We start from the raw sequence: 25,025 nt of genomic DNA on the forward strand, positions 1-25,025 counted from the left end.
ATGCGCCCCCGCTCGTTGCCCGTGAAGTCTGCCATGAAATCCCTGCTTTCCATCCTGCTGATCACCGTTGCCGCACAGGCCTCCGCCCAACTGGACCTGCTGTCGCTGCGCGATGCCGCGCGCAGCCGCGACATCAACCGCATTGCGCAACTGGCCGATGCTTCCCGTGGCGAGGTACTGGAAATGTACCCGCAGTACTACTGGTACTCGCTGCAGCTGCCGCAACTGAACGATAGCGATCTCAAACCGTTTTTCGACCGCTTCGAAGGCACGCCACTAGCCGATCGTCTGCGCGGCGAATGGCTGAAAGAGCTGGGCAAGCGCCAGGACTGGACGGCATTCGATGCGCACTACCTGCGCGCCGATGCACCACCGATCGAACTGCAATGCTTTGCCGCGCAATCGGCACTGGCCAAAGCCGACCGCAATGCCACGCTGAAACTGCGCCCTTCGTGGTTCAGCGATCAGGCGAGGCCGGAAGCATGCAACCCGGTTTACGATGCACTGTTCGAAGCAAAGCAGCTGACCAACGACGACGTGTGGGCGCGCATCCGCCTGGCGCTGGCCGCCAACAAGCCGGATTTTGCCCGCCAGTTGTCGGCGCGCGTGGGTTTCCCGGCCGCGCTGGCCAATCGCGCCATCACTGTTGCTGCCAATACCCCGGAAAAAGCGCTACCCAAACTGGCGGGCAATGACCGGGGTACACGTGAAGCGGCACTGTTCGCCATCCAGCGACTGGCGCGCAGCGATGCCGACAAGGCCGCGGGCTGGCTGGGCAAGCTGTCGCGCGACTGGCCGGAGGCCGATCAGCGCTATGGCTGGCAGGAGCTGGGGCAGATTGCCGTGCGCCAGCACTTGCCGCAGGCCAATGAATGGTTCGAGCGCGGCGGCATGAGCGATCTGGATGAAAGCGGCCGCTTCTGGGCGGTGCGCGCAGCGCTGCTGGCGCAAGACCCGAAAACCACGCTGGCCCGCATCGATGCCATGCCGGCGGAAGACCTGAAGCTGACCGTGTGGCGCTACTGGCGCGCCATGGCACTCAAATCACTGAACCGCGTACCGGAAGCCACCGTACTGCTGAGCGAATTGGCTGGCGGCGAGGATTTCTACAGCCTGCTGGCCAAGGATGCATTGGGCAGCGTGGCCGAAGCGGTGACGCCGCCGATTACCACCAGTGAAGAGCAGATGCGCGCGGTGCAGCAGCGTCCCGGTATCCAGCGGGCATTGGCACTGTACGACCAGGATTGGCGCACCGAGGGCATGCGCGAGTGGACATGGGCATTGCGCGGGCTGACCCCGCAAGAACAGGTGGCCGCCGCGCAGATCGCCGAGCGCAACAACTTGCTCGACCGCATGATCTTCACCGCCGAGCGCACACCGGGCCGGGTGGACCCCCGGTTGAAATATCCCACCCCGTACCGCCCGCTGGTGCAGGCAGAAAGCCGCGAGAACGGCGTGGATGCCGCCTGGGTATACGGGCTGATCCGCCAGGAAAGCCGCTTCATGAGCACCGCACGCTCAGGGGTGGGCGCATCCGGGTTGATGCAGCTGATGCCGGCTACCGCCAAGTGGGTGGCGGGCAAGCTCGGCATGAAAGGCGTATCGCCGAGCGAGCTCAACAACATCGAAACCAATGTGCGTTTCGGCACCTTCTACCTGGGCTATATCCAGGAGCGCCTGGAAGGGCACCCGGTGCTGGCCACCGCCGGCTACAACGCCGGGCCGGGCCGGGCGCGCAACTGGCAGGCCAGCCAGCCGATGGATGCCGTGATCTATATTGAAACCATCCCTTTCGATGAAACGCGTGATTACGTGAAGAAAGTGATGGCCAATGCGCAGCACTATGGCTATCTGCTGGGCGAGCAAACCACGCTGGCACAGCGGCTTGCCACCATTCCCCCCAAGGGCGGTACCGTAGACGCCCCCTGACAGCAACGGCGCCGGGCTTGCACCGGCAAAGGGCCAGTGATGAAACGCATCGTGATCATCGGCGGCAGTGGCTTCATCGGCAGCCACATTGCCGCGCAGCTGGCAGCGCGGGGCCATAGCCTGGTCATTCCCACCCGCCAGCGCGAAGCGGTGCGCAGCCGCACGCTGACCTTGCCGCAGGTGGCGCTGGCCAGTGCCAGCATTCACGATCCGGCCGAACTGGGCCGGCTGCTCGCCGGCGCGGATGTCGTCATCAACCTGATGGGCATCCTGCAGGGCAAGGAAGCGGATTTCGAACGCGCGCACGTCACCCTCACCCGGCAGATCATCGCGGCGTGCCTGGCAGCCGGCGTACAGCGCTACCTGCACATGAGCGCGCTGGGCGCGGATGAAAACGGGCCATCGCGCTACCAGCGCAGCAAAGGCCGCGCCGAAACACTGGTAAAGGCCAGCCCGCTGGCATGGACCATCTACCGCCCTTCCGTGGTATTCGGCCGTGGCGATCATTTCATCACGCTGTTTGCCGGCATTACCCGCCTGGCGCCGCTGTTGCCGCTGGCCGGCGCTCAGGCATTGTTCCAGCCGGTGTGGGTGGAAGACGTGGCGCGTGCGTTCGTGGCCGGGGTGCAGCGCAAGGACCTGGCCGGGCAAACGCTCAGCCTGGTGGGGCCGGATGTCTATACGCTGGGGGACATCGTGCACATAGCCGCACAGGCCGCCGGGCATCGCACCCGCATCATCGCGCTGCCTGAATGGATGGCCAGGCTACAGGCAACGCTGATGGCGCTACTGCCCGATCCGCCCATCAGCCACGATAACCTCGACTCGATGAAAACCCCCAATATCGACAATGCCGGCTTCCCGGCTATGCTGGGATGGAAGCCTGCAGCACTGGCAGCCATTGCGCCTAGCTATGTGGGGGCAGCTTCCCGCTACAATGAATACCGCCGTCATGCCGGACGCACCGGGCGCGGCACCCCGTAAAGCAATCGTTCTTGCACCCTTGAGGAGTTAGTGATGGCTGTACTCGTAATCCGCAAATTGCCGCCCGATACCCAACCGGAAGCCGTGGCAGCGCTGCTGCGCGAGCTGGGGTTTTCGCATCCGATCGGCGAGATCACCATCAGTGACGACAGCGGTTTCCCGATGGCACTGATCGAGCTGGATATCAGCGAAGCCGCCTGCCACGCGGTCGCCAAGCAGATGCATGGCCACTTCTGGAACGGCCACACACTGGAAACGTCCGAAACCCATATCTGGCGCGAGTAGCGATCATGCGTATCGCCATATTCGACAGCAAACCCTACGACCATCTCTCGCTGGAGCGTGCCAATGCCCGCCACGGCCATGAGCTGGTGTTTTTCGAAGACCGGCTCAACCGCCAGACCGTACCGCTGGCGGCCGGCTTCGATGTGGTATGCCCGTTCGTCAACGACCGGGTCGATGCGGCAACCATCGCAGAACTGGCGCGCCTGGGCGTACGGCACGTGGCGCTGCGCTGCGCCGGCTTCAATGGCGTGGACATCGTGGCGGCCAAACAGCATGGCGTGGCCGTTACCCGCGTACCCGCGTATTCACCGGAAGCGGTGGCAGAACATGTCTTCGCACTGCTGCTGACGCTGGTGCGCAAGACGCACCGCGCATACAACCGCGTGCGTGACGGCAATTTCTCGCTCGATGGCCTGGTGGGTTTCAACCTGCACGGCCGCACCTTCGGCGTGGTGGGTGCCGGCAAGATCGGCCTCGCCACACTGCGCGTGGCACGCGGCTTCGGCATGCGCCTGATCGCCAACGACCGCACACCGGATCTGGCGATGGGGGCAGCGCTCGGTTGCGAGTTCATGCCACTGGAGCAATTGCTGGCCGAATCGGACATCATCAGCCTGCACGCGCCGCTGTTCGATGAAACGCGCTACATGATCAACGCCGCTTCGATCAATTCGATGAAACACGGCGCCGTCATCATCAATACCAGCCGCGGCGGGCTGATCAATTCCGCAGACCTGATCGACGCGCTCAAGGATGGCAAGCTGGGCGGCGTGGGGCTGGATGTATACGAATACGAAGAAGGCGTGTTTTTCGAGAACCTGTCCGGCACCGCCTTGCAGGACGACATGCTGGCGCGGCTGACCACCTTCCCCAACGTGGTGATCACCTCGCACCAGGGCTTCCTCACCGACGAGGCGCTGTCCAACATTGCCGAAACCGTGATGGGCAACGTGGCCGCGTTTGCAGCGGGCTTGCCGCTCGCCAACGCGGTCTGACCGGGCAGGCACGTCATTCATCTTCCGCACAGCCTGAGCAGACTGCATCGCCGCGCCAGCTGGCTGGCCCTGTTGCCGGGCCTGCTGGCAGCGCTGTTTGCGCTCGCCTTTGCCGCCTACCTGCTGCTGACGCGCGAAGAAGTCGAGATCCAGCGCAGCAACCAGCTCGAGCAAGACCTGCTGTGGCAGAAACAGGCGATCGAGCAGCAATTGCGCACCGATGTGGATGCGTTGTCAGGCTTGGCCGCCACGCTGTATACCAGCATTGATTACACGGTACCGCTATTTCAGGCCCGCGCGCTATCGCTCACGCAGAACAGCCCGGAAGTGGTCGGGCTGACGATACAGGATGCGCAGGGGCATATCATCTGGCGCGCGGCGCAGGCATGGCAAACGCTGCCCTTCAATGGCGAAGCGGGCTGGGGCGACCTGGTGCAGCAGGAGCGCACGCCGCTGCTGCAGTACGCGGTGACCACGCCGGACCGGCAGCACTTCGTGGTGGCCACACTGGCGATGGACCGGCTGCTGCAGCAGCAGGTGCCCTGGTGGATTGCCCAGCGTTACCAGGTGGCGATGGTGGATGCGCAGCAGAATATCGTCACCGCCAAATCGCAGCGCCAGCTCGATCCATCCGGCGTATTCAAGAGCGTGGCGCTGGACATGCCGCCGCTGGGGCTATCGCTGCGCGCCGAGGTCTACCACGCATCCGACCGGCGCTCGTTTGCCGATTACCTCCCGTGGCTGCTGTTTGCGCTGTCGCTGGCCATCCTTGCCACCACGCGGCTGCTGCAGAACCACATGCGCCAGCATGCGGATGCGGTGATCCAGCTGCGCAGCGAAACCGCACTGCGCGAGGCAATGGAAAACTCGCTGGTGACCGGCATGCGTGCGATGGACATGACCGGCCGGGTGATTTACGTGAACCGGGCGTTTTGCGACATGGTGGGCTTCGATTCCGCCGAGCTGCTGGGCCACCAACCCACCATGCCGTACTGGCCACCGGAAGAAATGGCGCGCTGCCAGGCTGCCAGCGATGCCATCCTGGCCGGCCGGCTGGACCCGAACGGCTTTGCCGTGCGCTTCATGCGCAAGAACGGCGAGCGCTTCGACGTGCGCCTGTACGCATCCAAGCTGATCAATGGCGAGGGCCGGCAGATCGGCTGGATGGCATCGCTGTACGACATCACCGAAATCCGCCGCGAGCGGCAGGCATTGCAAGCATCGCACGAGCGCTTCGTGACGGTGCTGAACGGGCTGGATGCCGCGGTGGCGGTATCGGATGCGCAAAGCGGCGAGTTGCTGATGAGCAATCACCAGTTCGACCGCGCATTCGGCCTGCCGGACTGGCGCGGCCGCTGCTGCGTGGTGCCCTTCGTGGTGCGCCGCGCCGAACCACCGGTGGATGCCGAATGGTTCGACAGTTACCGCGAACACTGGTACCAGGTGAAAAGCCGCCAGAGCGTGTGGGTGGATGGCAGTGCGGTGTGGCTGGAAATCGCCACCGACATCACCGCGCTGAAAACCGCCGCCGCGCGCGAGCGCCGCCAGAACGAAACGTTGCAGCAAACCTCGCGGCTGATCTCGATGGGCGAAATGGCATCGAGCCTGGCGCACGAGCTCAACCAGCCACTGGGGGCGATTGCCAGCTATGCCAGCGGTTGCCGCAACCTGCTGGCCGCACCACAGCCCAACCTGGGCCAGCTCTCGCAGGCCATTGAAAAAATGGGCGAGCAAGCCAAGCGCGCCGGCCACATCATCCGCGGCATCCGCGAATTCGTGCAGCGCCGCGCGCCGCACCGCAAGCGCTGCGAAATCGATGCGCTGCTCGACACCGTGCTGGGCCTGCTGGGCCACGAGATCACCCGCCGTGGCGTGCAGGTGTCGTTCCGGGAAGACAACGCACTGCCCACGCTCTACGCTGACCCTGTGATGCTGGAACAGGTGATTTTCAACCTGATCAAGAATGCGCTGGAAGCGATGGAATCCACCCCGCCGGCGCAGCGCCTGCTGACCATAGACCTGGCACGCGACGGCAACCAGCTGCGCGCGACCATTGCGGATAAAGGGGCTGGCATTGCACCCGAGCAGCTGGAACAATTATTCAAACCGTTTTTCACCACCAAGGACGCCGGGATGGGCATGGGGCTGAACATCTGCCGCTCCATCATCGAGCATCATCAGGGCCGCTTGTGGGTGGAAGCCAATCCCGGCGGCGGTAGCCGCTTCATCTTTACCGTGCCGTTCAACGAGGAAACCGATGCCGTCGAACCCTAACCGAATTGCCATCGTCGATGATGACGATGCGCTGCGCGACGCGCTAGCCTGGCTGTTCTCCACCCGCGATCACGAAGCGCAAAGCTTTGCCAGCGCAGATGCTTTCCTCAAGGACTACAGCCCCGACCGCTTCGGTTGCATCCTGCTCGACGTGCGCATGCCCGGCATGAGCGGGCTGGAGCTGTTCCAGAAGCTGAAGGAGTACGCATACCTGCCACCGGTGATCTTCCTCACCGGCCACGGCGATGTGCCGATGGCGGTGGGCGCACTCAAGGATGGCGCCACCGATTTCGTCGAGAAACCGTTCAACGACAACGACATCGTCGACCTGGTGGAAAAAAGCCTGGCAGCCGACCTGGAACACCGCAATCAGTGGCAAGCGCGCAACGCGGTGGAAATCCGCCTGGAATCACTCACCCCGCGCGAACGCGAGGTGATGGCGCTGATCCTCACCGGCCGTCTCAACAAGCAGATCGCCGATGACCTGTCGATTTCGATGAAAACCGTCGAAGTGCATCGCGCGCGCATCCTGGAAAAAATGCACGTCAAGACCGCGATGGAGCTGGCGGCACTGCTGCGCGATGCCGGCGTGGAAACCTGATCCGGCAATACGGCTGCACCCGCGCTGAATACGGCAGCTTCCTTGTGGAAGCTGCCGACCCGCTTTTTGCGGGATGCCCCATCGCATGCGGCTGCGACTGCCCCAGCCCGCCGTGCACGCCGGGCAAGCGCCTCAAGATAGCTACCGGGCAAAATGGCGTTTACACGCCGCAGCACGCGCCCTACCCTGTCGCCACACTGCACGCCCCGCTGCTGCCAGATCAATCGCCCTATCCATCCCGCCTTTTGCAGACCCCGCCATGCTCATGCTGATCTCGCCAGCCAAAACGCTGGACTATCAATCGCCGTTGCCCACGAAACACCACACCGAAGCCGCTTTCCTCGCCCGCTCGGAACAGCTGATCACGCAATTGCGGCAGTTAGCGCCGGCCGATCTGTCGCGCTTGATGGCCATTTCGGATGAACTGGCGGTGCTCAATGCCGGCCGCTACCACAGCTGGAGCCTGCCATTTACGCCTGCCAATGCCCGCGCGGCAGTGTTCGCGTTCAAGGGCGATGTGTACGAAGGGCTGGATGCATACTCGTTCGATGCCAGGGGGCGTGATTACCTGGAAAAACACCTGCGCATCCTGTCCGGCCTGTATGGCCTGCTCAAGCCGTTCGACCTGATCCAGCCGTACCGGCTGGAAATGGGCACGCGGTTGGCCAACCCGGAGGGCAAGGACCTGTATGCGTTCTGGGGGGATGCGATCACGCAGGCGGTCAACGCCCGCAGGAACGATGTGGTGATCAACCTCGCCAGCGAGGAGTACTTCAAATCGGTGAAGCCCCGGCTGCTGGAGGTACCGGTGATCACGCCGGTGTTCGAAGACTACAAGGGCGGCCGCTACAAGATCATCAGCTTCTACGCCAAGCGCGCACGCGGGCTGATGGTGCGCTATGCAGCGCTCAACAACGTGAGCGACGCCGCGGCGCTCAAGCACTTCGATTACGAGGGCTACCGCTTCGTACCCGAGGACAGCGATGCCAGCCGCTGGCTGTTCCGCCGCCGGCTGCAGGATTGAGCTGCGACTGGCCTCTCCCCACCGGCAAACGGCCCGGCAGCACGCTCAAACGCCGCGGTACCCCGGATAGAAACTGCCCACGCGTGGATACTCTCGCGGCGCTTCGTACTTCGCCCCCGGTACTTCCGGTGGCAGCGGGCGCATCTGCTTGATGGCGGCCAGATCGGTCGGCGCATGCTGCTGTCGCGCCTGCCAGTTGCGGTATTGCTCCTGCAGCCCCTCGCACAGTGCGTTGCGCAGCCAGATATGTGCCGGATCATTATGCCGGCGCGCGTGCCAGAACAGTGACATCGTCAATGGCGGCACATCAAATGGCAGCGGCAGGATCACCAGGCCATCGCGTGCCTCACGCCGTAATACATGCTCCGGTGCCGTCAGGATCAGATCGCTGTCGGCGATCACCGGCAGTGCAGCGCTGATCTGCGCCAACTGCAGGCCTACCTGCCGCGCCGCGCCCAATGCCAGCAGGCGGTCATCCACTAGCCGGCGCAAATCATGCCCCAGCTGCAACTGCAGATGCGGCCAGCGGCAATAGTGTTCGACATTCATGCCTTCTCCGGTGCGCAGCAGCGGATGATCGGCACGCACCGCGCACATCAGCCGGTCGCGGTAAACCACACGCTGGTACACATCCGCCGGTGCGTTGCTGGCAAGGCCCAGCAGCAGATCGGCGCCGTCATCACCCAGGCGCTCGAACGGCTGCGCCTCCAGCCCCACCACATCCAGCCCCAACTGCGGTGCACGGCCGATCACGCCGGGCAGCACCTGTGGCAGGAACCCCGTCTGCGCAAACTCCACACAGGCCACGCGGAAGCGCCCGCGCGCGCGCGCCGGGTCGAAATCCGTGGGCACCACCAGTTGATCGATCTGCTGCAGGATGGTATTGAGCGGCGTACGCAGCGCTTCGGCACGCGGCGTGGGCGCCAGCTTGTTCGCAGCACGCACGAACAACGGATCGTCAAATGCCTCGCGCAGCCTTGCCAGCGAACGGCTCATTGCCGACTGCGTGACACCCAGCGTATCCGCCGCCCGCGTCACACTGCCATGCGTAAGCAAGGCATTCAGACACAACAGCAGGTTGAGATCGAGGGGTACCTGACTGGTTTGCAGCATGGCCGTCTCCGAATCTTGTAGTCATTTTTCTGGCAATACATAAATCACATTATTACCACAGTGTGAAGTACAACACATGCACTGCATGCATGCCAGCCATGCAGCAAACGCCTGCTGCAATCAATCGGGCAAATATCGCCTTCCGCGTGGACAACCGGCTGACCACAAAATACTGATTACAAACGCTTTATCCGCCCGCGCTGCACCCGTTTCGCCCCATGCATGCGGTGCATGGATGGCATTCGCCAGCGCATCTGGCCGCAGGCAATGCCGGCCGCTACATTGCGATGGCAGGTCTTACCGGGCTTTGCATTTCATCCTCACTCTCCATCCTTCATCCCCGCCCGTGCGGGGATTTTTTATGCGCCGCGCAATCGGCGAGCACACAGCCATGCAATGCACGCATGGACGACATGCGCATCGCTGCCTTTCCGTTGCGGCTGGCCCGCGCCTACATTGCAGCGATCACCCCCCAGGAGGCAACCATGTCCCGGCTTGTGCTGCGCAATATCCGCAAGGCCTACACGCGCGATCAGTACATCATTCCCGGCCTGGACCTGGAAATACACGATGGCGAATTCATGGTGTTCGTCGGCCCGTCCGGCTGCGGCAAATCCACGCTGCTGCGCATGATCGCGGGGCTGGAGGACATCACCGCTGGCGAGCTGTATATCGGCGATACGCTGGCCAACGATATCCACGCCAGCAAGCGCGGCATCGCCATGGTGTTCCAGAGCTATGCGCTGTATCCGCACATGAGCGTGTACGACAACATGGCGTTTGCGCTCAAGCTGGCCAAAACCCCGGCAGCGCAGATCGATGCCCGCGTCACCCGCGCCGCCAGCATCCTGCAGATCACACATTTGCTGGCCCGCAAGCCCAAGGCGCTGTCGGGCGGGCAGCGCCAGCGCGTGGCCATCGGCCGCGCCATCGTGCGCGAGCCGGAGGTCTTCCTGTTCGACGAACCGCTGTCCAATCTGGATGCATCGCTGCGGCTGCAAATGCGCGTGGAGCTGGCCAAGCTGCACCATGATCTGGGCACCACGATGATCTATGTCACCCACGATCAGGTGGAGGCCATGACGCTCGGGGATCGCATTGCCGTATTCAGCGCTGGCCGCATCGAGCAGATCGGCCCGCCGCTGGCGCTGTACAGTGAACCCGTCAACGTGTTCGTGGCAGGCTTCTTGGGCTCCCCCAGGATGAACCTGCTGCGCTGCACCTTGCTGGCCAACCGGGCCGGTGGCACCGATGTGCAGCTGGCCGGCCGGCACAGGGTTGCCACCGGCCGCAACGCCGCTGCCATTGCAACGGGCACGCAGCTCACACTGGGCATACGGCCCGAGCACATCACGCTGACCAGCCCGGCAGATCCGCAGGCAATCGCCGCACGGGTGGACCTCATCGAGCACCTGGGCGACATGCAGGTGGCCTATGTGGAAATCGAGGGCCTGGACGAGATCGTGACCATCAAGCTGCCCGGCCATGCCGGCTTGGTGGGCACCGTCCACCTGCGTATCGATACCGGCTGCACACAGCTGTTCGGCCCGGATGGCCACGCCTTGCCGCGCGGCTGATCCGGCAGGGTCAGGCCGGCTTGCTGCTCTTGCGTGGCGGCGGCGTCTGCACGCCGCGCAACGGCTGGGTGCGGCGCTCACCCAGGCCGTGGCGGATGTTCAGCGCATGGTACTTGGCCAGCGCGATGCGCTCTTCCTTGGGAATGCGCTCGTCGTGGTAAGCCGCCTGGATCAGCTCTTTCTGCACGAAAGCCAACTGGCGGGCCAGCAGATCGCAATCTTCCATTTTCACGCCACGGTTCATTTCCGCAACGATCAGCAAGGCATCGCGCTTGACCCGGTACAGCATGGATTTGCGCAATGGATGATGCCGGTCTTCGTCGGCACGCGGCGCAGGGCGCGGCATCAGTTCCGTTTGCGGAAACGCGGAGGGCTGGGGGGTGTCGCCATAGTGGCCGACCAGTTTGCTTCTGAGCCATTCGAGCATGCGTACCATTCCATCCACGTTACGCCAGGAAGACGGCGGAATGTAATTCTAACGTCATGCAATGTTGTTTGAAACGATTGTTGCGGCATCGCAGCAACGGCGCAACGCTCGGGTGTGATCTGGCTTACCTTGCCTGCGGCCTGAATGACTGCCTCCGCCATGATGTCCGCATTCGCCCCTGCTCCAAACCGATGCACTACCACCGATGCGCCATGCGGCCCCGACCAGCCTGCCGTCAATGCACGCAGGTCAAGGATACGGCTCCCGGCCGGCTCGCGAAGGCGAAAAGCCGATCGCCTGCCATCAATCAATGCAAAATCGCAACCTTGCCGAAGTGCTGCCCGCCGCTGCCGAGCGCCGCATAGGCAGCGGGTGTTTCATCAATACCGAACACCTGATCGATCACCGGCACGATGCAATGGGCTGCAATGGCGCGGGCTGCCTCAGCCAGATCGGCCACGGAGCCGGTATTGTTACCAACAATACGCAAAGCCTTGACGATGACCGGCAACAGATCAATGGATGCAGCGGTGCCGGTGACAAAACCGACCGTGAATACCGTTCCTCCCATGGCAGCGGCGTTGATCGAACGCGCAAACGTAGCACCGCCCGCCGTTTCAACCACCAGATCGGCACCACGTCCTGCGGTGAGTTGCAACACCGTTTCATCCCAGGCGGGCGTGGCGCGGTAGTTGATCAGGTGATCGGCCCCCAGCTCACGGGCACGCTGCAGCTTGTCATCCGATGATGATGCAATGATCACCGTGGCGCCGGCTGCCTTGGCAAACTGCAACGCAAAGATGCTGACGCCCCCGGTTCCCAGCAAGACCACGACGGACCCTAGGCGCAGTTGCGCCGAGCGCACCGCATTCCAGGCCGTGGTTGCGGCAATCGGCAATGCCGCCCCCTGGACAAAATCCAGGTGTGCGGGCAACGCCACCACACTGTTGGCGGGCACTGCGACATATTCCGCCAGCGAACCCGGCAGATTGACGCCACGCAAAGCAGCCACATTGTGCGGTGTGATGGCACCGCCTTGCCAGTTGGGCATGAAATGCGGAATCACCCGCTCCCCCACCGCCAGCGCCGTAACCCCCTCACCCAGCGCCACAATTTCACCCGCGCCATCGGCAACCGGGATGATCGGAAAACCCGGCACCGGAAAATGTCCTGCCGCAACGGCTACATCGAGGAAATTCAGCGTGGCGGCACGCAGGCGCACCAGCACCTCGCCACGGCCGGCTTTCGGCTCGGGCAACTCGGTCTGGCGAAACGCACCGGGTTCAGGGGCAATGAGTTCGATGGCTTTCATGATGTTCTCTCTGTGGTTGAAGTCTGTCGTGGATGCATGAGCAGATAACCCAGCTGCCGGCGGCATGGCCGGACCGTGCTGCTTGCAACGCTGGTCACCAGTTTCATTCAGAACAATTCAGCGATAAACTCCATCACGATTGATACATTTGACACTTGGAATAAGCAATGGACTTGCTCGACAGCATGCAGGTGTACGTGCTGGCCGTCGAAAAAGGCAGCTTGAGCGCGGCCGCCAGCGCATGCGACATCTCGGCCACCATGGCAGGCAATCACCTGCGCATGCTGGAAAAACGCCTGGGCATGCGGCTGCTCAATCGCACCACCCGGCGCCAGAATCTCACCGCGTTTGGCGAGGACTACTACATCCGCTGCAAGGAAATCCTCAGGCTGGTGGCCGAAACCGATGCCCAGGCACAAAACCTGCAGTTGGCGCCTGCGGGCAAATTGCGCATCACCGCCCCTGTCTCTTTCGGTACCGAGGCGCTGATGTCCGTACTGCCCGACTATCTTGGCCGCTACCCGGATGTCAGCGTTGATATCGCGCTGCACGACCGCGTGGTCGATCTGGTGGAAGAGGGATTCGAAGTGGCCATCCGCATCGGCCCGCTACCGGATTCCGCGCTGATTGCCAGGCCGCTGGCGCCGTACCGGCTGATGATCTGCGCCTCGCCTGCCTATCTGGCACGCCGGGGCACGCCAGACAAACCGGACGATCTGACCGGCCATGAGTGCCTGTCCTTCAGCCTTGCCACCTTGAACAGCTGGCAGCTGCTGGATGAAGATGGCGCATTCCGCGTTCCCATCTCGGGCCGCTTGCAGGTGAACAATGGGCAGGCACTGCGCATGGCGGCGCTGCATGGCTTGGGCATCGTGCTGCAGCCCGCCATCCTGCTGGAAGCCGATGTGCGCGCGGGGCGCCTGATCAAGCTGCTACCCGCATATGCGCTGCCCAGCCGGCCCATGCATGTGGTTTATCTGCCGGATCGCTATCGTTCGCCCAAGCTGCGCAGCTTCGTGGATTTCCTGGTAGAGCGATTCGGCTGACTGGCTGGCAGCCGGCCACTTGATGATGGCACCATCTGCAAGCAAGCCCGCTGCGGCATCCGGCAGTCGCACGCCAGGCGGGGGAATGAAAAAACCGGGCAAGAGCCCGGTTTTTTTCTGATGCTTGTGTTTACTTGTCGAGCAGGATGCGCAACATGCGGCGCAGCGGTTCTGCAGCACCCCACAACAGTTGGTCGCCAATCACGAATGCGGAGACGTATTCCGGGCCCATGTTCAGCTTGCGCACGCGGCCCACGCCGATTTCCAGGCCACCGGTGATCGATGCAGGAGTCAGTTCCTTCACCGAGATTTCACGGTCGTTCGGCACCCATTTCACCCACGGGTTGCCCGACTTGATGATGGCTTCGATCTCGGACAGCGGCAGGTCTTTCTTCAGCTTCAGCGTCAGTGCCAGGCTGTGGCAACGCATGGCGCCGATGCGCACGCACAGGCCGTCAACCGGGATGGTCTGTGCCGTGCCGAGGATCTTGTTCACTTCGGCCTGGCCCTTCCACTCTTCCTTGGACTGGCCGTTGTCGAGCTGCTTGTCGATCCACGGGATCAGGCCCCCAGCCAGCGGGGCACCGAAATACTCGGTCGGCACGTCGCTGCGGATGGTTTGCGCCACTTTGCGATCGATATCCAGAATGGCCGACGACGGCGTGGCCAGCTCATCGGCCACGGAACCGTACACCACGCCCATGCCCTTGAGCAGTTCACGCATGTGGTTGGCGCCGCCACCCGATGCAGCCTGGTAGGTCATCGACGATACCCACTCGACGAGGCCCTGCTTGAACAGGCCACCCACGCCCATCAGCAGGATGGAGTTGGTACAGTTGCCGCCGATGTAGTTCTTCACGCCGCGCGATAGCGCGCCCTGGATCACGTCGTCGTTCACCGGGTCCAGGATGATGACCGCGTCGTCTTCCATGCGCAGCGTGGAAGCCGCGTCGATCCAGTAGCCTTCCCAGCCGGCTGCGCGCAGCTTGGGGAATACGTCGGTGGTGTAGTCGCCGCCCTGGCAGGAAATGATGACGTCCATCGCCTTGAGTTCGTCAATCGACGTGGCGTCGCGCAGCGTGCCAGCCGATTTGCCGAAGTTCGGTGCAGCAGCACCGGCTTGCGACGTCGTGAAGAAAACCGGTTCGATCAGATCGAAGTCTTTTTCTTCCTGCATCCGTTGCATGAGGACCGAGCCCACCATGCCGCGCCAACCGACAAGACCCACGCGCTTCATCATCAATTCCTTTGAATACAATAGAAAATCCCGAACCGGATATCTTAGTGAAAATCCTGATTGCTGACCAGCGCCGGCCATCGCAGCGTGCCGGAAACCGCAGTTTGCATTAATCTGCCGGCTGTTTTCTTCCCGACAACACCGGAAACCCAGCCATGCGAGTGCTGTTGCAACGTGTTACCCAGGCATCCGTACAGGTCAATGGTGCCATCGTTGGCGAAATCGGCGCCGGCCTGTTGCTGCTGTGCGGCGTGGAAGCGGCCGATACCGAGACCGACCTCGCCTGGATGGCCGGCAAGGTCTGCAAGCTGCGCATCTTTGCCGACGAGGCCGGCGTGATGAACCGTGCCGTGATCGATAGCGGCGGCGATATCCTGGCGGTTTCGCAGTTCACGCTGTTTGGCGCCTATAGCAAGGGCAACCGGCCATCGTGGGGCCGCGCAGCGCCCGGGCCGGTATCGCAACCGATGTTCGAGCGCTTTGTAGCCTTGCTGCAAGCGCAACTGGGCAAGACGGTGCCCACCGGCGTGTTCGGTGCGGACATGCAGGTGGCACTCGTCAACGATGGCCCGGTGACCTTGCTGCTGGATTCGAAAACCCCGGAATAGCCCGTTTGCACACAGTGATCGCCCGGCGCTGCCGGCGCGGGAAATCCCGTACTTGCAAAGCAACGCACTGATCTGCAAGAATAACTTCAACACACAGCGCCGATTTGATGTCCCAGCTTGCGGGGCGCTGCCAATAAATCCTGCTAAAGCGTGCGAGCGAAACCCGCGTCTTGCACGCGGGTTTTTTCGTTTCCGCGGCACCCCAAGGGCTGCCGGTTTGCGGAAGCGGGTTTGCGGGGCTGTGATACCGGAGCGGATGCCGTTACATCCGCCGCGCCTGATTTAAACGACAACTTGCGGGGCGCGCCCGTTTTCTACGGGGAAATGCCGCTAAAGCGTCGGCCGCATGGTGTGGCCGTCGTCGAACCGACCCGGAGGCTGCCATGTACGACTGTCTGAACCACGATGCCGATTGCTGCCCGCGCCTGAATGCGCGCCACCATGCGCCACGCAACCGCCGCTGGCTGCATCTTTCCGGCCCGTGCGATACGGTCAGCCAGGCCGCCCGCCGGCTGGCCGCGCTGGGCTTTGCACTGGAGCGGCTGCGCGATGGCAGTTTGCTGGTGTTCGATCTCTCGGTGCATACCGCACTGTCCCTGCAACAGGACTGGCCGCAACTGGTCGGCCATTATGAAACCCCGCTGCGATGTCCGAACAACACCACCTCAAAGACGAACTGAAGTCGATCTGGCACCTGGGCTGGCCCATCATGATCGGCCAGCTGGCCAGCACCGGCACCGCATTTGTCGATGCGGTGATGGCCGGCCACGTGTCGGCGGGCGATCTGGCCGCGGTATCGATCGGCGCATCGGTGTGGGTGATGCTGCTGGTCACGCTGGTGGGCCTCACGCTGGCGGCCAGCCCGCTGATCGCCCACGCGGTGGGCGCGCAGAACCGCGCCATCATTCCCGGCATCACCCAGCAGGCGCTGTACCAGGGCATGGCATGGGGGCTGATTGCCTTTGCGGCGGCGCGGCTGGCGTTGCCGGTGTTCGATCTACTGGGCCTGACGCCGGACGTGGCGCACAAGGCGCGTGAATTTCTCAAGGCCATCAGTTGGGCGCTGCCGGCGTTTGCGCTGTTCCGCGTGCTGTATGGCTACAGCGCCAGCCTGAATGCCACCAAGCCGATGATGGTGATTGCGCTGATCGGCCTGGCGATCAACGTACTGGCCAACTGGGTGCTGATCTATGGGCACTTCGGCTTTCCGGCGCTGGGCGCAATCGGCTGTGGCTGGGCCAGCGCCTTCGGCATCTGGCTCACGCTGATCATGATGCTGGCGTGGCTGAAAATCTCGCCGGTGTATCGCGATACCTATCCACTGCGCCACTGGCAGCGCGTGGACTGGCACCAGCAGTGGCGGCTGCTGAAACTGGGCCTGCCGATGGGCGCGATGTTCTTTGTGGAAGTCAGCGCGTTCTCGGGCATTTCGCTGCTGATCGCCAAGCTTGGCACCGTGCCGGTGGCTGCGCACCAGATTGCACTGAACATGGCATCGATGCTGTTCATGATTCCATCCGGCCTCGGCACCGCCATGACGGTGCGCGTGGGGCAAGCGCTAGGGGCAAACCAGCCGGCGTACGCGCGTTTCATCGGCTGGACCGGCTTGCGCGTCGGGCTGGTAGTGGCGGCCACCACGGCGCTGTTCATGATGCTGGGCAATCACTGGATTGCCACCTGGTATACAAGGGATAGCGCGGTGCTGGCGATGGCCGGCAGCCTGTTGATGCTGGCCGGTATCTTCCAGCTGGCCGATGCCACACAGGTGGTCGCCGCTGGCGTACTGCGCGGCTACAAGGTCACCCGCACCCCGATGCTGATCCACTTGGCGGCGTTCTGGGTCATCGGCATACCCGGTGGCTATGTACTGGCCTTCCATCTGGGCTACGGCGCTGCGGGCTTCTGGTTTGCGCTGGTGCTGGCGCTGTCGTTTGCCGCCAGTGCGCTGGTGTGGCTGTTCCACCGCCACAGCAAGCCGCGCGCTGACGCATCCGCCCGCTAACGAAATAAGTGTTAGCAGGTCCCAGGCAGCAAAATCAGGCGACGGCGTCGTCGCCCCAGCGCTGCATCAGCTGGTGCGGCACACCCAGCTGATCGAGGATACGGGCCACCACGAAGTCCACCAGGTCGGCAATGCTTTGCGGGTGATGATAGAAGCCCGGATTGGGCGGCAGGATCACCACGCCCAGACGTGCCAGCTTGAGCATGTTTTCCAGGTGCAGCGCGGAAAACGGCGCTTCGCGCGGCACCAGGATCAGCGTCTTGCGCTCTTTCATCATCACGTCGGCAGCGCGCTCCAGCAGGTTGTCGCTGTTGCCGTTGGCAATGGCCGCCAGCGCGCCCATCGTGCACGGCACCACCACCATGCCGTCGCCGGGGTTGGAGCCCGATGCCATCGGTGCAAACCATTCCTGCTGGCCCCATACGGTGAGCTGCGCCTCATCGGCAACGCCGAATTGCGTGCGCAGCAGCTTGCCCAGCTCCTCCGCCCTGCCGGGCCAGGTGAGGCCCAGCTCCTGCTTGGCGACGATCTGCGCCGCTTGCGTATACAGCACGTGCACCTTGCAGCCGGCGGCCAGCAGGCATTCAAGCGTGCGCAGCCCGTATGGCAGGCCGGATGCACCGGTAAAGGCAACGGTAATGGTTTTCATGATGTCATCCTGACTGGCCAAGCAGCCCGGCTTTGCGCTACCGATGTGCAAGGTGCGTTCACGGCGGCGGGAGAAAGCGGGCATGGAACAATGCAGGAAACGCCAGCGCACTCCCTGCCACAACAGAAGAAAAACCGGCCAGGCCGGGCGCCGGATGCCTGTTATCCCCCATAGGGGATTAGCAAGCATACAGCCGGTCAGGCGTGGAATTGCTCGCGGTGGCGCACCAGCACCTGCCGGTTCAAGCCGAAATGTTTCGCCAGTTGCTCGGCCAGGTACACCGAGCGATGCTGGCCACCGGTGCAGCCGATGGCCACGGTGACGTAATTGCGGTGATCGCGCTCGAACTCGGGCAGCCAGCGCTCCAGGAAACCCAGGATATGCGTGAGGTATTGCCCCACCTTGGGCTCGCGCTCGAGGAAATCGATCACCGGCTGGTCTTTGCCTGTCAGCGGCCGCAGCGCCGGATCGTAATGCGGATTGGGCAGGCAGCGCACGTCGAACACGAAATCCGAATCGAGTGGCAAGCCGTGCTTGAAACCGAAGGACTGGAAAATCAGCGTCAGTCGTGAGCGATCGAGCGCCACGAATTCGCGCACCCAAGAGCGCATCTGGTTGGCGGATAGCCCGCTGCTGTCCACGCGGTGTGCCAGCTCGGCAAAGCCGTCGAGCAGCTCGCGCTCCAGCGCCACGCTTTCCGCCACGGTGAGCTTGCCGCCGGCCAGCGGGTGGCTGCGGCGCGTTTCCGAAAAGCGCTTGATCAGCGTTTCATCGTTGGCTTCGAGGAACAGCAGGCGGATATCGATATCCAGCTCGGCCAGCGCCGCGTAGTGATCGGGGAAGCTGCCAAAGTTGTGCGCGCTGCGCACGTCGATGGCGATGGCCACGCGCGGGTAGCCGTCTTCATCCAGCAAGGCGGTGGTTTGCGCCAGCAAGGGTACCGGCAGGTTGTCGACGCAGAAATAGCCGAGGTCTTCCAGTGCGCGCAGCGCCACGCTCTTGCCGGCGCCAGACAGGCCGGACAGCAGGATGAGCTGCTGCTTCCTTGCCATTATTCGCCCATTTCCATGAAGCGCTGGTGCCGTTCGATAAATTCGCGCGTGGAATCGATGCCACGCAATTGCAGGATGTAGTTACGCACTGCAGCCTCCACCAGCACCGCCAAGTTGCGCCCCGCTGCCACCGGCAGCACCAGCTTGCGCACCGGCACACCCAGGATGTCCTGCGTGGCTGCCTGCATCTGCAGCCGGTCTATCGGCGCCAGGGCATCGCCACCGGCTTTGGCCAGGTGCACGATGAGCTTGAGGGTTTTCTTTGGCCGCACCGCAGTTTCACCGAAAATGGTACGGATGTTCAGTACGCCGATACCGCGCACCTCAAGGAAATCGCGCAGCATGGGTGGGCAGCGGCCTTCCAGCGTTTCCGGATTGGTGCGGTAGACCTCGACCACGTCATCGGCCACCAGGCCATGGCCACGCGAGATCAGCTCCAGCGCCAGCTCGCTTTTACCCATCGACGATTCGCCGGTCAGCAACACGCCTACCTCGAGCACATCGAGGAACACGCCGTGCAGATGCGTGGATACCGCCAATGCCTTGGCCAGGTAATAGCGCAACACATCCATCAGGTACGGCGATTGTTCAGGGCTGGTGAGCAGCGGCACGTGGTGGCGTTCGGCCCCCTCGCGCAGTGCATCGGGCACCGCAAGGCCGTTGGCGACGATCATTGCCGCCATTTCGCTGGCAAACAGCCGGTTGACCGATTCCTTCTGCGCCTCTGGCGACAGGCCGAGAAAATACTTGGTCTCGGCAATGCCCAGCACCTGGATGCGGTTGGGGTGGATGAAATTCAGATGCCCGACGAGTGCCAGGATGGGCTTTTGCTCGCTGGCATCGTTCGATAGCAGATTGTTGGCGCCGGACTGGCCGGCCACCCAGGTAAGCCGCAGCTTTTCTGCGTTGTCGATGAAAAGCTGGCGGACGGTAATCTGCGGCATAGGGTCTCGCTGGAGATCAGAAGCCCGCGTAGGGCTCCCAGGTGCTGATCAGCTTGTACGCCTCGCCCGGCTCGGTCAATACGGCCAGTTGATCACGTACCGCCTTGTCGGAGAAGAGCTGCGCCAGTTCGGACAGGATCTGCAAGTGCAGATCGGTGGCCGCCGCCGGCACCAGCAACACGAAAATCAGCGATACCGGCTTGCCGTCGGGCGCATCGAACGGGATCGGCGCCTGCAGGCGCAGGAATGCCCCGGTCGCCTCCTTCAGCCCCTTGATGCGGCCGTGCGGAATGGCCACGCCCTGGCCCAGGCCAGTGGAGCCGAGCTTTTCGCGTGCGAACAGGCTGTCGAAAATGACGCTGCGCGCAATGCCATGGCTGTTTTCAAACAGGATACCCACCTGCTCGAACACACGTTTCTTGCTACCTGCCTCGAAATCGAGAAACACATTACCGCTAGGCAGGATTTTGGAAAGAAGGCTCATCCGGAACTACCCGCCCCGCTGCAGGCAGCAGGGTTATACGTGAAAAGAAGCGCCATTGTAGCGCCACACCCGTTAAACAAAAACGGGAACCGGCATGTACCGGATTCCCGTTGGCTGGTTGCGACGCTTTATCGCGTCAAAACAGGGACTTACTCGGATTCGGCGGTAATCACAGGTTGGTGTTTGATTGCATCACCCCGGTGATCCATCAATTTTTCCTTGTACTTCAGGATCTGCCGGTCGAGCTTGTCGGTCACGAGATCGATGGCGGCGTACAGATTCTCCTCTCCCGCCTCTACGTGGATATCCTTGCCGCGCACGTGCACGGTTACCTCAATCTTCTGCTGCAGCTTTTCCACCGACAGGATGACACCCACGTCGATGACGGAGTCGAAATGGCGCGTGATGCGATCCAGTTTGCTGATGACATACTCACGGATCGCCGGGGTCACTTCGAGATGATGGCCGCTGATGTTGAGGTTCATAGCCTTACTCCTTGCGTGTTAAAGCACTACAAAGTTTTGCGCAGATTGACGGGCGGGATTTGCATCGCCTCCCTGTACTTGGCAACGGTTCGCCGCGCAACCACGACCCCCTGCCCGGCCAACGCTTCTGCGATGGCACTGTCCGATAAAGGCTTTAACGTATCCTCCTGTGCAATGAGCTGCCGGATTTGCGCCTTGATGGCGGTTGCGGATGCTTCGCCACCGGCCTCGGTTTCGACATGGCTGCCGAAAAAGTATTTGAATTCGAAGATGCCGCGCGGCGTGAGCATGTACTTCTGGGTGGTAACGCGCGAGATGGTGGATTCGTGCAGATCGAGCTCGGTGGCAATGTCACGCAATACCAGCGGGCGCATGGCGATTTCGCCATGTTCGAAGAATGCGCGCTGGCGTTCCACGATGGCCTCGGCCACGCGCAGGATGGTTTCGAAGCGCTGCTGCACGCTTTTCACCAGCCATTTGGCTTCTTGCAGTTCCCGGGCGAGCGAGCCGCCCTCGTTGCGTTGCAGGATTTCTGCGTACATCCGGTTGACCCTGAGCTTTGGTATCGCAGCTGTATTGAGCCGCACCCGCCAGCGATTGCGCTGCTTGTAGACCAGTACATCGGCAACCACGTAGCGCGCCGATTCGGTCGACCACTGCGCCCCCGGGCGGGGGTTGAGGCTGAGTATCAGTGACTGCGCCGCCTTGAGGCTGGCCTCGTCACATTTGAGCTGCCTTTTAAGCTTAATGTAGTCTCGTGCTGCCAATAAATCGAGGCAGTTTTTCACCAGATCAAGCGCCAGATCGCGCAACTGACCAGCGGGGCGGGCAGCAAGCTGCAGGGCCAGCGAATCGGCCATGTCACGCGCGCCTACACCCAGCGGCTCCAGTTGCTGCAAGCGGATCAGCGCAATGCTCAGGTCCTCGACTTCCAGTTCAGCCGCTTCTATCAGTTCGTCCGGCAATTGCGCAAAGAGTTCCGCTGGCGTTTGCGGCAGGAAGCCATCGTCGTCCAGCAACTCGATCAGCGCGGTCAATACGGCGCGGTCGCGCGGCGGTATCGGCAGCAAGCCGGCCTGCGCCAGCAGGTGTTCACGCAGGCTCAGTTCACGCGCTACGTTGGTGGCGGGATCGAACGCATCGTCGTCATCGCTCTGGCGCTCGCCGCTGCGTCCTTCCCAAGACCATTCCTCGCCGCTGCCGTAATCGGTATCCGGGCCGTCGTCGTGCGATTCGGCCGGGCTGACCTCGTCACCACCGCTCTCCCCGCCTTCCGGCGGTGCGTCACCGCTCACTTCCGAACCCGACTCCATGCCGGTTTCCAGTAATGGGTTCTCGGCCAGAAAGCGGTCGATCTCCTGCTGGAAATCGAGCGTGGACAGCTGCAGCAGCTTGATCGACTGCTGCAGCTGCGGCGTCAGGTTGAGTTGCTGCGACATGCGCAGCTGCAGTGATTGTTTCATTTGTATTGATCATAACCAAGCGCGAGGGCGTCGTACCAGCAAAAACCGATCCAGCTGTCAGACAGTTGCGCAAACCTTTGGCCACAAAAGGAAAAAGCCGGCGCAATGGCCGGCTTTTCTGGCTGCATTTGCAGCTTTTTTACATACGGAAGTGTTCGCCCAGATAAACCTTGCGTACCTGTTCGTTCTCGATGATCTCATCCGGATGGCCGGAAGCCATCACCGCCCCTTCGGAAATGATGTAAGCACGGTCACAGATACCCAGCGTTTCACGCACGTTATGATCGGTAATCAGCACGCCGATGCCCCGACCCCGCAAGAAGGCGATGATGCGCTGGATATCCATCACCGCGATCGGGTCCACGCCGGCAAACGGCTCATCCAGCAGGATGAAACGCGGCTTGGCCGCCAGCGCACGGGCGATTTCCGCACGGCGGCGCTCACCCCCGGACAGGCTCATCGCACTGCTTTCCTTCAGGTGGGCAATATGCAGATCGTGCAGCAACGCATCCAGCCGCTCGTCGATCACGTCCTGCGACGATTCGTGCAACTCCAGTACCGCGCGCACGTTCTCCGCTACCGTCATCTTGCGGAAGATCGATGCTTCCTGCGGCAGGTAGCCGATGCCCAGTCGGGCACGCTGGTGCATCGGCAGGTGGCCGATATCGTCACCATCGAGCAGGATTTCACCACCGCCCTTGGCCACGAGGCCGACGATCATGTAGAAGCTGGTGGTCTTGCCGGCGCCGTTGGGGCCCAGCAGGCCGACCACTTCGCCCGCAGCCACGTCCAGCGAGACATCGCGCACCACCACGCGTTTCTTGTACTGCTTCATCAGCCCGCGGGCCGACAGCGTGCTGACCCTGGCACCAGACCTGGCAGCTTCGCTCATTTGGCTTCCGCCTTGCCAGCTGGTGCACTCGCAGCCTTGCCTGCCGGCGCGCTCGCCGCCTGGCTGGCGTTCTTGGGCTTGGGCTGGAAGGTGATGTTGACGCGGCCGCTGCCCTCCTTGTTGCCCAGCGCCTCGTAGACCTCGGTATTGGTGTTGTAGGTGATCACGTCGCCGAACACCTCGTCCTTGCCGCGCTTCACCCATGCCTTGTCCAGCAGCTTGAGCGTGCCGCTGGCACCGTCGTATTCAAAGCGCAACGCTTCGGCATCGATCCACTCGCCACTGTCGAGCTTCTGCCGGAAATGCACCGGGCTACCGTTGCCGGTCATCGACTGGTTGCCCTGCGCATCCTCGCGGCTGATCAGCCTGGCAGAACGCAGTGTCATCGTGCCCTGGGTAACGATCACGTTGCCGGTGGCGGTGCGGGTAAGCTTTTTCTGCTCGACCATGCCCTGATCGGATTCGATGCGCATCGGCTTGTCGCGGTCACCCTGCTCGGCATGGGCCATTGATGCCAGCGGCAACAGCGCCAGCAACACAAACTTAAGGACGTTTCGGTTCATAAATACCAATCACTTTCGATTTGAGTAACAGGGTTTCCTGCTTCATGTCTGCTTCGAAACCCACGCCCGATATCTGGTAAGACCTGGAAACCGCCTTCACAGGCTCGGCCGACCAGGCAAACTCCCTGACCGTGTCCAGCCATACGGCGCTACCGTCCACAGTCAGCGCTTCGCCCCCCGGTGCCGCGGCACGCGCCAGCGTCACCTGGCCGGGAAACCACACTCGCGCGCCTTTTTTCTCCGAGCGTGCCGATCCGCTCTGCACATCCATTTCCGGCTCGCCCGGCGCGGTATAGCGCAAGCGCGGCTGATCCAGCCAGACGGTATCGCCATCGGGCAGATGCCGCATCCTTTCCGCCACCAGCCGCGCCAGCGGCTGGCCATCCGTACCGAAGCGCACGCTGACGGCCTGGCTGGCGATCAGATCCGCTTCGTACGGCTTGGCCTTGCGGGCGAGTAGTGGCAGGTTGGCCGCGTCATTGAGCAGCCACACCAGGCCACCCAGCAAGGTAAGCAATACAACCGGCAGAACGCGCGTGGAACCTGTCATCGGCGCTTACTTGAGATACTGCGCCAGCACATCATCAAGCGTGCCCTGCGCCTGCATGATCAGCTCGCACACTTCGCGCACCGCACCGCGGCCACCATGATGGGCAGCCACGTAATGCGCGTGCTTGCGAACGATCTCGGGTGAATGCGGCACTGCCACCGCAAAACCCACCCGCGTCATCACCGGCAGGTCGATCACGTCGTCGCCCATGTAACCGCATTCGGCCGCGGTCACACCGGCACGCGCCAGCAATGCTTCGAATGCCTCACGCTTGTCATGCACGCCCTGATATAGATAATCGATCTGCAGATTGCTGGCGCGGTGCTCGACCAGCTTCGAATTGCGCCCGGTGATGATGGCCAGCTTCACGCCGGTCCCGGCCAGCATGCGCATGCCGTGCCCATCCAGCGAATTGAACGCCTTGGTTTCTTCGCCCGCATCGTTGTAATACAGGCTGCCGTCGGTCATCACGCCGTCGACATCAAAAATCATCAGCCGCACCGCGCGGGCAAGTTCACTCATTCCGTTT

Annotated in this window: 26 protein-coding genes; 12 read left to right on the top strand and 14 right to left on the bottom strand. The window is 62.6% G+C overall.

Annotated elements, in window-relative coordinates; all coding sequences use genetic code 11:
* The first annotated feature begins 33 nt into the window (after positions 1-33).
* The 7 genes from IGB42_RS03220 to yaaA all read left to right on the top strand — a co-directional run bounded on the left by IGB42_RS03220 (position 34) and on the right by yaaA (position 8,092).
* On the top strand, positions 34-1,929 hold the full coding sequence (locus IGB42_RS03220) for a lytic transglycosylase domain-containing protein (protein WP_159666664.1): 1,896 nt from the start codon (positions 34-36) through the stop codon (positions 1,927-1,929).
* 39 nt (positions 1,930-1,968) lie between these two features.
* A complete protein-coding gene (locus tag IGB42_RS03225) occupies positions 1,969-2,913 on the top strand; it encodes a complex I NDUFA9 subunit family protein (RefSeq protein ID WP_159666667.1) in 945 nt (314 codons plus the stop codon).
* Between the two features lie 33 nt (positions 2,914-2,946).
* Positions 2,947-3,198 (top strand): hypothetical protein, encoded by a 252-nt coding sequence (locus IGB42_RS03230; RefSeq protein ID WP_159666670.1) that lies wholly within the window; start codon positions 2,947-2,949, stop codon positions 3,196-3,198.
* A gap of 5 nt (positions 3,199-3,203) precedes the next feature.
* Positions 3,204-4,193: a 2-hydroxyacid dehydrogenase gene (locus tag IGB42_RS03235; protein ID WP_159666673.1), complete on the top strand. Its 990-nt coding sequence runs from the start codon at positions 3,204-3,206 to the stop codon at positions 4,191-4,193.
* Between the two features lie 72 nt (positions 4,194-4,265).
* Positions 4,266-6,467 (top strand): PAS domain-containing sensor histidine kinase, encoded by a 2,202-nt coding sequence (locus IGB42_RS03240; RefSeq protein ID WP_159666676.1) that lies wholly within the window; start codon positions 4,266-4,268, stop codon positions 6,465-6,467.
* Positions 6,451-7,068: a response regulator transcription factor gene (locus tag IGB42_RS03245; protein ID WP_159666679.1), complete on the top strand. Its 618-nt coding sequence runs from the start codon at positions 6,451-6,453 to the stop codon at positions 7,066-7,068. The genes IGB42_RS03240 and IGB42_RS03245 overlap by 17 nt, the downstream gene beginning before the upstream one ends.
* A 259-nt stretch (positions 7,069-7,327) precedes the next feature.
* On the top strand, positions 7,328-8,092 hold the full coding sequence (gene yaaA / locus IGB42_RS03250) for a peroxide stress protein YaaA (RefSeq protein WP_159666682.1): 765 nt from the start codon (positions 7,328-7,330) through the stop codon (positions 8,090-8,092).
* Between the two features lie 45 nt (positions 8,093-8,137).
* Here the strand turns inward: yaaA and IGB42_RS03255 are convergent, their stop codons facing one another.
* Entirely contained in the window at positions 8,138-9,205 is a 1,068-nt protein-coding gene (locus IGB42_RS03255; protein WP_159666685.1) for a LysR family transcriptional regulator, read from the bottom strand.
* A 485-nt stretch (positions 9,206-9,690) separates the two neighbouring features.
* Between IGB42_RS03255 and IGB42_RS03260 the strand changes: the two genes are divergently transcribed.
* On the top strand, positions 9,691-10,782 hold the full coding sequence (locus IGB42_RS03260; RefSeq protein ID WP_255461408.1) for an ABC transporter ATP-binding protein: 1,092 nt from the start codon (positions 9,691-9,693) through the stop codon (positions 10,780-10,782).
* Positions 10,783-10,792: 10 nt separating this feature from the next.
* Here the strand turns inward: IGB42_RS03260 and IGB42_RS03265 are convergent, their stop codons facing one another.
* Positions 10,793-11,209 (bottom strand): hypothetical protein, encoded by a 417-nt coding sequence (locus IGB42_RS03265; RefSeq protein WP_159666692.1) that lies wholly within the window; start codon positions 11,207-11,209, stop codon positions 10,793-10,795.
* 307 nt (positions 11,210-11,516) lie between these two features.
* Positions 11,517-12,521, bottom strand: coding sequence for an NAD(P)-dependent alcohol dehydrogenase (locus IGB42_RS03270; RefSeq protein WP_159666699.1), 1,005 nt, complete (start codon positions 12,519-12,521; stop codon positions 11,517-11,519).
* 167 nt (positions 12,522-12,688) lie between these two features.
* Here IGB42_RS03270 and IGB42_RS03275 point away from each other — a divergent pair, with 167 nt between their 5' ends.
* Positions 12,689-13,567: a LysR family transcriptional regulator gene (locus IGB42_RS03275; RefSeq protein ID WP_159666703.1), complete on the top strand. Its 879-nt coding sequence runs from the start codon at positions 12,689-12,691 to the stop codon at positions 13,565-13,567.
* Positions 13,568-13,697: 130 nt separating this feature from the next.
* On the opposite strand, the gene asd is transcribed toward IGB42_RS03275, so the two are convergent.
* On the bottom strand, positions 13,698-14,804 hold the full coding sequence (asd, locus tag IGB42_RS03280) for an aspartate-semialdehyde dehydrogenase (protein WP_174764168.1): 1,107 nt from the start codon (positions 14,802-14,804) through the stop codon (positions 13,698-13,700).
* A 155-nt stretch (positions 14,805-14,959) separates the two neighbouring features.
* On the opposite strand from asd, the gene dtd reads away from it, so the two are divergent.
* The 3 genes from dtd (at position 14,960) to IGB42_RS03295 (ending at position 17,414) form a co-directional block, all read left to right on the top strand.
* Complete coding sequence (gene dtd, locus IGB42_RS03285) at positions 14,960-15,412, top strand: D-aminoacyl-tRNA deacylase (RefSeq protein WP_159666712.1); 453 nt, start codon at positions 14,960-14,962, stop codon at positions 15,410-15,412.
* Between the two features lie 383 nt (positions 15,413-15,795).
* The gene (locus IGB42_RS03290) at positions 15,796-16,092 is read left to right on the top strand and encodes a hypothetical protein (protein WP_159666717.1); all 297 of its coding nucleotides are present in this window, start codon (positions 15,796-15,798) and stop codon (positions 16,090-16,092) included.
* Positions 16,059-17,414: an MATE family efflux transporter gene (locus IGB42_RS03295; RefSeq protein WP_201799807.1), complete on the top strand. Its 1,356-nt coding sequence runs from the start codon at positions 16,059-16,061 to the stop codon at positions 17,412-17,414. Before IGB42_RS03290 ends, IGB42_RS03295 begins: the two co-directional genes overlap by 34 nt.
* Positions 17,415-17,448: 34 nt before the next feature.
* Here the strand turns inward: IGB42_RS03295 and IGB42_RS03300 are convergent, their stop codons facing one another.
* The 10 genes from IGB42_RS03300 to IGB42_RS03345 all read right to left on the bottom strand — a co-directional run bounded on the left by IGB42_RS03300 (position 17,449) and on the right by IGB42_RS03345 (position 25,018).
* Positions 17,449-18,063, bottom strand: a complete 615-nt coding sequence (locus IGB42_RS03300) for a flavin prenyltransferase UbiX (protein WP_159666741.1) — start codon at positions 18,061-18,063, stop codon at positions 17,449-17,451.
* A 197-nt stretch (positions 18,064-18,260) separates the two neighbouring features.
* Positions 18,261-19,115 (bottom strand): RNase adapter RapZ, encoded by an 855-nt coding sequence (gene rapZ, locus IGB42_RS03305; RefSeq protein WP_159666744.1) that lies wholly within the window; start codon positions 19,113-19,115, stop codon positions 18,261-18,263.
* On the bottom strand, positions 19,115-20,059 hold the full coding sequence (gene hprK, locus IGB42_RS03310; RefSeq protein ID WP_159666747.1) for an HPr(Ser) kinase/phosphatase: 945 nt from the start codon (positions 20,057-20,059) through the stop codon (positions 19,115-19,117). Before hprK ends, rapZ begins: the two co-directional genes overlap by 1 nt.
* 16 nt (positions 20,060-20,075) lie before the next feature.
* Complete coding sequence (gene ptsN, locus IGB42_RS03315; RefSeq protein ID WP_159666750.1) at positions 20,076-20,543, bottom strand: PTS IIA-like nitrogen regulatory protein PtsN; 468 nt, start codon at positions 20,541-20,543, stop codon at positions 20,076-20,078.
* Between the two features lie 149 nt (positions 20,544-20,692).
* Entirely contained in the window at positions 20,693-21,028 is a 336-nt protein-coding gene (gene hpf / locus IGB42_RS03320; RefSeq protein ID WP_159666753.1) for a ribosome hibernation-promoting factor, HPF/YfiA family, read from the bottom strand.
* A gap of 26 nt (positions 21,029-21,054) precedes the next feature.
* A complete protein-coding gene (locus tag IGB42_RS03325) occupies positions 21,055-22,491 on the bottom strand; it encodes an RNA polymerase factor sigma-54 (protein ID WP_159666756.1) in 1,437 nt (478 codons plus the stop codon).
* 139 nt (positions 22,492-22,630) lie between these two features.
* Positions 22,631-23,383: an LPS export ABC transporter ATP-binding protein gene (gene lptB / locus IGB42_RS03330; RefSeq protein ID WP_159666759.1), complete on the bottom strand. Its 753-nt coding sequence runs from the start codon at positions 23,381-23,383 to the stop codon at positions 22,631-22,633.
* Positions 23,380-23,946 carry a lipopolysaccharide transport periplasmic protein LptA gene (gene lptA, locus IGB42_RS03335; RefSeq protein ID WP_159666762.1) on the bottom strand — a complete coding sequence of 189 codons (567 nt, stop codon included), beginning with the start codon at positions 23,944-23,946 and terminating at the stop codon, positions 23,380-23,382. Before lptA ends, lptB begins: the two co-directional genes overlap by 4 nt.
* Complete coding sequence (gene lptC, locus IGB42_RS03340; RefSeq protein WP_159666765.1) at positions 23,927-24,496, bottom strand: LPS export ABC transporter periplasmic protein LptC; 570 nt, start codon at positions 24,494-24,496, stop codon at positions 23,927-23,929. Before lptC ends, lptA begins: the two co-directional genes overlap by 20 nt.
* Positions 24,497-24,502: 6 nt before the next feature.
* Positions 24,503-25,018 carry an HAD family hydrolase gene (locus IGB42_RS03345; RefSeq protein WP_159666768.1) on the bottom strand — a complete coding sequence of 172 codons (516 nt, stop codon included), beginning with the start codon at positions 25,016-25,018 and terminating at the stop codon, positions 24,503-24,505.
* Positions 25,019-25,025 lie beyond the last annotated feature (7 nt).

This window comes from Andreprevotia sp. IGB-42 (assembly GCF_009848685.1).
In the GTDB taxonomy this organism is placed as follows: Bacteria; Pseudomonadota; Gammaproteobacteria; order Burkholderiales; family Chitinibacteraceae; genus Andreprevotia.